Raw genomic sequence first — 9,436 nt, forward strand, 5'->3', positions numbered from 1 at the left:
GCGCAGCGGCGCGGCCACCAGGTCGCCGACGCGCCGGCGCGGATTGAGCGACGCCGACGGGTCCTGGAAAACCATTTGCAGGCGGCGCCGCAGCGGCCTGAGTTCGGACAGCGACTTGGAGGTTATGTCGTTGCCTTCGAACAGAAGCTCGCCGTCCGATATGTCGTAGAGCCTCACCAGGCAACGCGCCAGCGTGGACTTGCCGCATCCGGATTCGCCGACCAGCCCGACCGTCTCGCCGCGCCACACGGTCAGGGAAACATTGTCGACCGCATGAACGGTTCGCTTGCCTTCGGCGGAGAAACGGCTGCCGATGGAAAAGCGCTTGCCCAGCGAACGCGTCTCGAGGATTGGGCGGTTCTTGTCGATCATCGGTCCGCTCATGCCTGTGCCACCCTGAAGCATGCCGCGGCATGGGTGCCGCTCCCGAGGTCGGGCTTGCCGGCCTGGCAGGGCTCGTAGTGAACCGGGCACCGCGGACCGAACGCACAGCCCTGCGGCAATCGCAGCATTGACGGCGGCGAACCGGGAATGGCCGGCAAGCGCCGTGGTTTTTCGCCGGTCAGCGGCGGGATCGAACCCAGCAGCGCGCGCGTATAGGGGTGTCGTGGATCGGAAAACAGTTCCATGCGACTGCCGCGCTCCACCACGCGGCCGGCATACATGACCATGACCCGGTCGGCGAGTTCGGAGACCACGCCCATGTCATGTGTGATGAAGACGACCGCCGACTTGTGCGTCGCGCGCAGCTTGCGCACCAGATCGAGAATGCCGGCCTGTACGGTGACGTCGAGCGCCGTGGTCGGTTCGTCAGCCACCAGAAGCGCCGGATTGCAGGACAAAGCCATTGCGATCACCGCCCGTTGACGCATGCCTCCGGACAGTTGGTGCGGGTAGCGCGACATCGCCTCGTGCGGGTTGGGAAAATTCACCTCGGCCAGCAGTTCCTCCACGCGCTCCATCGCCTTGGACTTGCTGATGTTGCGATGCGCGCGAATCTGTTCGGCGATCTGCCAGCCGATCGTGTAGACAGGCGTCAGCGCCGTCATCGGATCCTGGAAGATCATCGCGATCTCGTTGCCGCGCAGCCGCCTGAGCTCGCGCGCGGGCAGTCCCACGAGTTCGCGGCCTTTGTAGCGGATCGACCCTTCGATGGTGGCGTTGGGATCGGTGATGAGACCCATGACGGCCAGCAGCGACACGGTCTTGCCGGAACCGGACTCACCGACGACGCCGAGGATTTCGCTCTCCTTAAGGTCGAAGGAAACGCCATCGATGGCCCGCACCAGGCCATCATTTGTGCGGAAGGAAACTCTGAGGTCGCGCACCGACAGTATCATGATGTCCTCAGGCGCGGATCGAGAAGGATGTAGACGAAATCGACGACCGCATTGGCGATAACCACGAACATGGACGCATACATCACCGTCGCCATGATCATCGGCAGATCGAGATTCTGCAGAGCGTCATAAGTGAGCTTGCCGATGCCGTGCAGCCCGAACACCACCTCCGTCAGCAGGGCTGAGCCTCCGACCAGCGCACCGAAGTCCAGGCCGAACAGAGTGACGAATGCGATGAGCGACGTGCGCAAGGCATGGCGCAGCAGGATGCGGGTCTCCGACAGCCCCTTGGCCCGGGCCGTGCGGATATAGTCTTCCTGCAGGGATTCGATGATTGCCGCGCGCAGCACGCGCCCGTAAATACCGATATAGAGAATGGACAGTGTGATCCACGGAATGACCAGGGTCAGGAACCAGCCCTTCGGATCGTCGGAGAAATTCTTGTAGCCGAGCGGCGGCACCCAGGAGAACGCCCAGCTGTCGTGGTAGCGGCTCTGGGTGATCAGGTTCATCACCTCGCCCAGCCAGTAGACCGGCATGGAAATGCCGAGCAGCCCTAGCGCCATCAGCAGCTTGTCCAGCCAGCTGCCGCGCGTGGCGGCGGCGGCGATGCCGATGACGATGGAGACGACCACCCACAGGATCGCCGCTCCGAACACCAGCGAGAGCGTGACCGGGATCGAATCCATGACCGCCGGCACCACCTTCCAGCCACGATTGACGAAGGAGGTCAGATCGCCGGTGACGAAGATCTTCTCCATCATCGTCACATATTGCACGTAGAGCGGCCGGTCGAAGCCGAAGCTGTGGCGTACCGCCTCCAGCACTTCGGGCGATGCATTGCGGCCGGCGATGCGCGCAGCCGGGTCGGCGCCCGGCGTTGCGAAGAAAATCAAGAAAACGATGACCGAGATGCCGAACATCACGAACAGCATCTGGCCGAACCGGCGCAGGATTGCGTAGATCATCAGTCGCGCCCCAGCCGAACCTTGGAGCGCGGATCGAGCGCGTCGCGCAGGCCGTCGCCGAAGACATTGAGCGCCATGACGGAAACCGCGATCGCCAGGCCCGGCACCAGCGCCACCAATGGCCTGGTGTAAAGCAGCGCCTGTCCGTCCTGGATGATGGTGCCCCAGCTCGCGGCCGGCGGCTGCACGCCGATCGAAAGGAAGGAAAGGGCTGATTCGGTAAGCATGTTCAGCGCCATCATCAGCGGCACGAAGACGATTAGCGTGGTGGTGACGTTGGGCAGGATGTCGCGCCACAGGATGCGCCACCCCGGCACGCCCAGATTGATCGCGGCCAGCACGAACTCGCTCTTGCGCAGCGCCAGAACCTGCCCGCGTATTGGGCGGGCCACGTAGGGCACGTAGACGATGCCGATGATGATGACAGGCAGCCACAAACTGCCGGACTCGATCTGGATCGGTCCGATCGTGATGCCATGCGCGATGGTGACGATGGAGAGCGAAATCGCCAGCAGATAGATGGGGAACGCCCACAGTATGTCGAGGAAGCGCGACAGCACCGTGTCGGTGACGCCGCCGAAATAGCCGGCGATCAATCCCGCCGCCGTGCCCAGGATCAGGGTGAAGATGGTGGCTGCTCCGGAGATCAGCAACGAGCTCAGCCCGCCATAGAGCATCCTGGCCATGACATCGCGCCCCTGGCTGTCGGCGCCGAGGAAATAATTGCCCAGCCGCCAGGTCGGGCCGAGCGGTGTGTAACCAAGCCCTAGCCCTTCCGTCGACTGTTCCATCACCGGAACGTCGGCACCGTCGATCTGGACGACGGCGTCGAGCGTCGAGGCGAAGGGGTCCACGCCTGCCCATTTTGCATAAAGAGGCGCACTGAGGCAGGCAAGGACGATGAGGAGGAACACGGCCAGCGACGCCATGGCAGCCCTGTCCCTTGCCAGCTTCGCAAACGCGACGGCCCAGGGCCCTCGCGTCTTGCGCGGCGCGGCGACAGCTACGTTCGACACGGACGTGCCCCTCCGCGGTTCGTTACTGCACCCAGGCCATCACTGCACCCAGGATTGGGTGATCATCCAGTTGAACTGACGGTTGAACTTGAAATTGCCAAGACGTTTGCTGACAAAGTCAAGCCGCTTCGGCGTGAAGAGGCCGACGGCAGGTGCCTTGTCGGTGACCTGCCTGTCGATTTCAGCCCACATTTTGTCGGCGGCTTTCTGATCGGTGACGCCGAGGTCCAATGCCTTTTGCATCTTGGCGTCGATTTCCTTGTCGCAGAAGCCGGCGATGTTGATCGACGCGTCCGAACCTTCGCGGAAGGAGGCACAGCTGAACAGGATGTTCAGGAAGTCCGAAGCCGCCGGATAGTCCTTGTACCACTGGGTGACGGACATCTGCACCTTGTTGTTGGTGTTCTGGATGTAGGTGAACTGGATGTTCGACGAGATCGGCTTGACGTCGGCGACATAGCCGATGCTGGTCAGCACGCTCTGCAGATAGACGCCGATGGACCGCGAAATGGCGGTGTCCTCGACGATGATGGTCACCTTCTGACCCTTGGTGCCGGAGTCCTCGACGAACTGCTTTGCCTTGTCGAGGTCAGGGGCCGACCATTTGGCGCCCGGATTCTTGGTGAAGGGGCAATAGTCTTCATGGCCGGGGAAGTCCGGGGGCAGGACCTGACAGACCGGCGAGGCCAGCACCTTTCCGCCGAACAGCTTGACCAGCGTGTTGCGATCGATCGCATAGGCAACGGCCTGGCGGGCTTTTTCATTGTCGAAGGGTGCGAGACGGTTGTTCAGCGGCGCGTACCACCAAGCCGAAAGCGGTGAGATGTGCAGCTGGTCCATGGACTTGCTGCCCAGTTCGCCCAGGCGATCGCTGGGCAGAGCGTCGAACATCCAGTCCGCTTCGCCGTTCTGGATCGCGGTGACGGCTGCCTCTTCGGACAGGCCGAAATCATATTGGACGACATCCGGATAGCCGTCCGGCTGGGCTTCTTCGCTCCACTGCTTGAAATTTGGGTTGCGGGAAACCGTCATGCCCTTGTTCGGGTCGAAGGCGGAGATCATGTACGCGCCGGTGCTGGGAATGGGCTTGGAGCCCATGTCTTCGGCGGGCGTGTCCGCCGGCAGGACCACGGCATGCGGCAAGGCGAGCTTGTAGAGCAGCTCGGCATCCGGCTTGGTGATGTTGATGGTGATGGTGCCGGCCGCTTCGTCGCCGACAACGCCGCCTTCCAGCGTGCAGCTCTTGGTGTCGGCCAGGCATTTGTCGGCACCGACGATGCCGGCATAGAACGTGCCGGAGGTGGGTCCGGAAACCTTGAAGATGCGCTGGAAAGAAGCGACGACGTCCTTCACGCCAAGATCCTGGCCACTGGAGAACTTGATGCCCTTGCGCAGCTTGAAGGTGAAGGTCTTGCCGTCATTGCTGACCTGCGGCAACGCCTCGGCCAGATCGGGAACGATGGTGAAGCCGTCCATACCCTCGGCCTTGCGGAAGGCTACCAGGCCGTCATAGATCGGCTGGTACATCTGCCAGCCCTGGTCCGTGTAATTGATGTGCGGATCGAGCGTTCCGGCCGCGGAGCGGGCCAGCAGGCGGATGGTGCCGCCTCGGTGCTCCTTGAGATATTCGGCCTGTGCCGGGGCCAGCCATGTACCGGCCAGCAATGCCGCGGCTGTTGCCGCCAGAAGCAGTTTCTTCATGTCTTCATTCCCCTTTTCTTCAATTGTCGTTGTGGTCCAGGAAGTCTCCCACCACCCGCATGCACGCATCTTGCTCTTCGACATGCGGCATGTGGCTGGAATGCTCGAATATCTCCCAGCGAGACCCCTTGATGCCGTCCTTGTAGGGCTGCACGGTCGCGGGCGTGGCCTCGTCGTGACGTCCGGAGATGATCAGAGTAGGAACATCGATGGCCGGCAGACGGTCGACGATGCTCCAATTCTTCAGCGTTCCGATGACATGGAATTCGTTTGGCCCATTCATCAGATTATAGACGGTCGGATTGCGCACGACCTGGGCGAAACTTTCCGTGACTTCGGACGGGAAAGGCACGACCCGGCAGACATGCCGCTCGTAGAACACCATCGTCGCCGCCTGGTACGCCGCATCGCCCGTCGTGCCGGCCTGCTCGTGCCGGGTCAGTGTCTCCTGCACATCCGCGGGTAGGTCGGCACGCAACCGGTTGGCCTCTTCGACCCACAGTTTCATGGAAGCCGGCGAGTTGGCGATGGTCAGCGACTTCAGGCCCTGCGGCCGCGTCACGGCATATTCGGCGCCCAGCATGCCGCCCCAGCTCTGGCCGAGGACGTGGAAGCCCGTCCGAATGCCGAGATGGTCGACCAGGTTTTCAAGCTCGTCGATGAACAGCCCAGGTGTCCAGAAATCGGCGCCTTTCTCAGGCAGCAAGGTGGAATTGCCGCAGCCCAACTGGTCGTAGTGGATGACGGCGCGATCCCTTCGCGCAAGAAGCTTGTAGGCATCGACATAGTTGTGAGCGACGCCTGGGCCGCCATGCAGGATCACCACAGGCGCCTTTTCGCCACCGAGTTCGCCACTGACCCGATACCAGGTCTCGTAGGCGTCGAAAGCGGCCCGTCCTTCCATGCCTATGATCTCAGATGACATCCCAGTTCCCAGTGCGGTTGAAGGCATCTTGTATTTGTCCGTGACGGCAGGCGCCCTAACTCATGTTGCGGGTGACCTGCACCCACTCTTCCAGCATCTGCACGCCAAATGCCGTGGCGCCTTGCCTGCCCAGAGGCCGATCGGTGTCGGTCAGTTCCTTGCTGGCGATGTCGAGATGCACCCAGGGGCGGTCTTCCGTGAAGTGACGCAGGAAGGCCGCCGCATAGGGAGCGTCGCCGTCTTCCATGTCCTTGGCATGATGCCTGAGGTCCGCGAACGGCGATTGCAGACCCTCATCATAGGCCCGGTCGAGCGGCAGCCGCCAGAACCGCTCGCCGACCGTTTCTCCGGCCGCGATCATCTGTGAAGCGATGGCATCGTCGGTGCTGAATAGGCCTGCGAATATCGACCCCAGGCCACGCGTCACCGAATAGGTCAGCGTCGCCAGATCGACGATCACCGAAGGGTTGAAGCGCGTGGCTGCATAGTAGAGGCAGTCGGCCAGAAGCAGGCGTCCCTCCGCATCCGTGTCGAACACTTCCACTGTCTGTCCCGAGGCCGTGGTGATGATGTCGCGCGGTTTGAGCGCGGTGCCCGATGGCATGTTCTCGGCGATGCCGAGAACACCGACAACGTGTACCGGGCTGCCTTGCCGGGCGAGCGCGATCAGCAGGCCGACCACAGCCGCCGCTCCGCCCATGTCGGCTTTCATGTCGAACATCTGCGCTCCGCCCTTGATGCAGAGGCCTCCCGAATCGAAGCAGACGCCTTTGCCGACGAAAGCGAGTGGTTGGGCGGGAGCACCCTTGCCGCGGTAGCGCAGGACAGCGACCCGTGGCGGACGCGCCGAGCCCGACCCAACGGCGAGGAGCGCGTTCATGCCGAGCTCCTTCAGTTGCGCGGCATCGAGCATTTCGATGTCGATGCCGGCTTCACGCAGCGGCTCCAGATGATCATGGAAATTGTCGGGGTGGAGATGGTTTGGCGGCAGGTTGACCAAGGTGCGTGCATATTCGACGCCGTCGGCGATTGCATTGATCCGCGTCAGCGCCGCGGTCAGATCCGTGCCGCCGGCTCCGACCAGTTTCACCCGCAAGGTTCGATCCGCCCCCGCGCCTTGCCGCCGGTTGCGCATGTCGAAACGATAGCGGCGCAGCCGCATGCCAAGCGCGACACGCGCCAGGATTTCGGCGCCGGATAGTTCAATGCCAGCGATGGGGTCCAGGACCAGAGTGGCCGCGCATTCCCCCTTGCCTTCCAGATGTGCGGCAAGCAGACCGCCGGCGCGCGCCAACGAGAGGGTGGTTACGGCTTCGGCTTTGCCCAAGGCCAGGACGACCACACGCTTGGTCGATACTGTTTGCGGGGCGATGAGATCGATGCAGGTGCCGGATTCGGCCAAGGCGGCCGGGTCGGAGCAAGCACGTGACACGATCCCGCTCATCTCAGCGTCCAGAGCCGCTGCCCGGGGACCAAAGCTTGGTTGGGCAGTTTGCAAAATCACGACGACGGAGGTTTCCGCGGAAATCTCGTCCGCAGCTTCGAAGACCGGCGCTGGCGATTGAGGCATAGGCTGGCGCTCTCTCCAATTGCGGCGATACCGAGCAAAGCTTCGCTCTCCACCGGTGAGACTGGTCAAGCCGGTCTCAGCCGTCGATGGTATAGTGCCGGTCCCCAAACAGTCGCTTTCTTGAGACGACTTAATTGCTCTTGTCTTCTGGGTATCCCCTAAGGGGGCAGGCGATCAAACGCGAATTCTGCCCATGTCGATTGACAAAAACTCAACTGACAATTCATGATCGGCCAATGGCCCTTCCCTCACTCAATGGCATGCGCGCTTTCGAGGCTGCCGCTCGCCTCGGCAGCGTCAAGGACGCGGCGGAAGAACTGCATCTGACACCCTCGGCTGTCAGTCGCCACATCCGCGCGCTTGAACAAAATCTTGGCCAGGACCTGTTCGAACGCGGTTTTCGCCAGATAACGCCAACCATCAGGGGCTCCTTCTATGCGCGCAGCCTCTCGGAGGCGTTCGAAGCCATCTGGCGCGCCACCGATGACGTCAGCCTCTCGGACGGCTCGCGCCACGGCAAGATCCAACGGGTCCGGGTCTTGTGCGTGCCCACCGTTCTGAACCTTTGGCTGGCGGACCGGTTGCCGAACTTTCGCCGGTTGCATCCGTCGGTGGATTTGGAGATCTCCACTTCAGGCAAGCGCGCCAACTTCGATTTGGCCATTGTCGACGAGTTCGTCTACAAGGCCGGCCCGGCTTTGACGCTGCTGATCCCGCTGCTTTTGACCCCGGTCTGTGCGCCTTCGCTTTTGGAGGGGCCTGTGCCGCTGCGATCGCCGGCCGATCTGGTCAATCATCATCTGATCCATGAATGCGAAACCATGAGATGGAAGCGTTGGCTGGAGCAGGAAGGCGTTCTGGAAACGACGCCAAAATCCAGCACAACACTGGATGATTGTACGCTCATCATGCGCGAAGCGATCAATGGCGCCGGAATAGCGCTTGCGGACACGATAATGGCGCAAGATTTTCTGCAGCAAGGCAAACTGGTCGCGCCGTTCCATGTCCGCCACACCTATCCGGCCGGCATTTACCTGCATCAGCGTCGCAGCATCGGCAACAAACCAGGCACCGGCCTGTTTCAGGATTGGCTGCTCGCTGAAGTCGCGGACCACAAGCAGGTGATGGCCATCGCTTAGGGCCCCCTACCGAAGATGTCGGCAGCCACCGCTTCACATTGGAATCCCAGCGTCGAACTTCGAATCATCCGTGCCGGGTTCAGCGATGACCCACCATCGCCTTGCATCGATAATCGCAGTTCTCATTGAATATCTTTAAGGCCAAAGCCGGCAAATAGGTTGCTTGTCGGTTCCCCTGCGGCAGGCTTAACCTGCACGCGGTCAACGCGTGAGGGCGCGTGCTGCAAAAGGGGAACATTGCCATGACGATACAGGGTGCTTCACCTGATCTGTACAACGAGGATCTGGCTCCGGCCAAAGTTCGAAACTGGGGACCATTCTCGATCTTCAACGTCTGGACGTCGGACGTCCACAGCCTTTGGGGCTACTATCTGGCCGCTAGCCTGTTTCTGTTCTGCGGCGGCTTCGTCAACTTCATCATCGCCATCGGTATCGGCTCGCTGATCATCTATGTGCTGATGAATATGGTCGGCTATGCCGGAGTGAAGACGGGCGTGCCCTACCCCGTGCTTGCCCGCGCCTCTTTCGGCATCTGGGGTGCGAACATACCGGCACTGGTGCGCGCCATCGTCGCCTGTTTCTGGTACGGCGCGCAGACGGCCGCCGCCTCGGGCGCGATCGTGGCGCTGCTGATCCGAACGCAATGGTTCGCCGATTTCAACGCCAGCACGCATTTCCTCGGCCATACCGGCCTGGAGGTGATCTGCTTCGTGGTCATCTGGGGGCTGCAACTGCTGATCATCCAGAACGGCATGGAAACGGTGCGCCGCTTCCAGG

General features: G+C 62.0%; 9 protein-coding genes. 2 read left to right on the forward strand and 7 right to left on the reverse strand.

Annotated features, from left to right (window positions below):
• The 7 genes from EN906_RS12165 to EN906_RS12195 form a co-directional block, all read right to left on the reverse strand.
• A partial coding sequence (locus tag EN906_RS12165; protein ID WP_245484235.1) for an ATP-binding cassette domain-containing protein occupies positions 1–384 on the reverse strand: 384 nt, incomplete at its 3' end.
• Positions 381–1,340: an ABC transporter ATP-binding protein gene (locus tag EN906_RS12170; RefSeq protein ID WP_127267729.1), complete on the reverse strand. Its 960-nt coding sequence runs from the start codon at positions 1,338–1,340 to the stop codon at positions 381–383. The genes EN906_RS12165 and EN906_RS12170, both read right to left, overlap by 4 nt.
• A complete protein-coding gene (locus tag EN906_RS12175) occupies positions 1,337–2,308 on the reverse strand; it encodes an ABC transporter permease (RefSeq protein ID WP_127267730.1) in 972 nt (323 codons plus the stop codon). Before EN906_RS12175 ends, EN906_RS12170 begins: the two co-directional genes overlap by 4 nt.
• The gene (locus EN906_RS12180; protein WP_127267731.1) at positions 2,308–3,324 is read right to left on the reverse strand and encodes an ABC transporter permease; all 1,017 of its coding nucleotides are present in this window, start codon (positions 3,322–3,324) and stop codon (positions 2,308–2,310) included. The genes EN906_RS12175 and EN906_RS12180 overlap by 1 nt, the downstream gene beginning before the upstream one ends.
• Positions 3,325–3,363: 39 nt before the next feature.
• Positions 3,364–5,025, reverse strand: a complete 1,662-nt coding sequence (locus tag EN906_RS12185; protein WP_127270356.1) for an ABC transporter substrate-binding protein — start codon at positions 5,023–5,025, stop codon at positions 3,364–3,366.
• 19 nt (positions 5,026–5,044) lie between these two features.
• Complete coding sequence (locus EN906_RS12190; protein ID WP_127268711.1) at positions 5,045–5,950, reverse strand: proline iminopeptidase-family hydrolase; 906 nt, start codon at positions 5,948–5,950, stop codon at positions 5,045–5,047.
• 55 nt (positions 5,951–6,005) lie between these two features.
• Positions 6,006–7,520 (reverse strand): leucyl aminopeptidase, encoded by a 1,515-nt coding sequence (locus EN906_RS12195; protein ID WP_127268712.1) that lies wholly within the window; start codon positions 7,518–7,520, stop codon positions 6,006–6,008.
• 236 nt (positions 7,521–7,756) lie between these two features.
• Here EN906_RS12195 and EN906_RS12200 point away from each other — a divergent pair, with 236 nt between their 5' ends.
• Together EN906_RS12200 and EN906_RS12205 are read left to right on the forward strand one after the other, a co-directional pair.
• On the forward strand, positions 7,757–8,659 hold the full coding sequence (locus tag EN906_RS12200) for a LysR family transcriptional regulator (protein ID WP_127375190.1): 903 nt from the start codon (positions 7,757–7,759) through the stop codon (positions 8,657–8,659).
• Between the two features lie 242 nt (positions 8,660–8,901).
• On the forward strand, positions 8,902–9,436 hold a 535-nt coding region (locus tag EN906_RS12205; protein ID WP_206529080.1), incomplete at its 3' end, for a cytosine permease.

Source organism: Mesorhizobium sp. M7A.F.Ca.CA.004.06.1.1 (genome assembly GCF_003999135.1).
Taxonomy (GTDB): domain Bacteria; phylum Pseudomonadota; class Alphaproteobacteria; order Rhizobiales; family Rhizobiaceae; genus Mesorhizobium.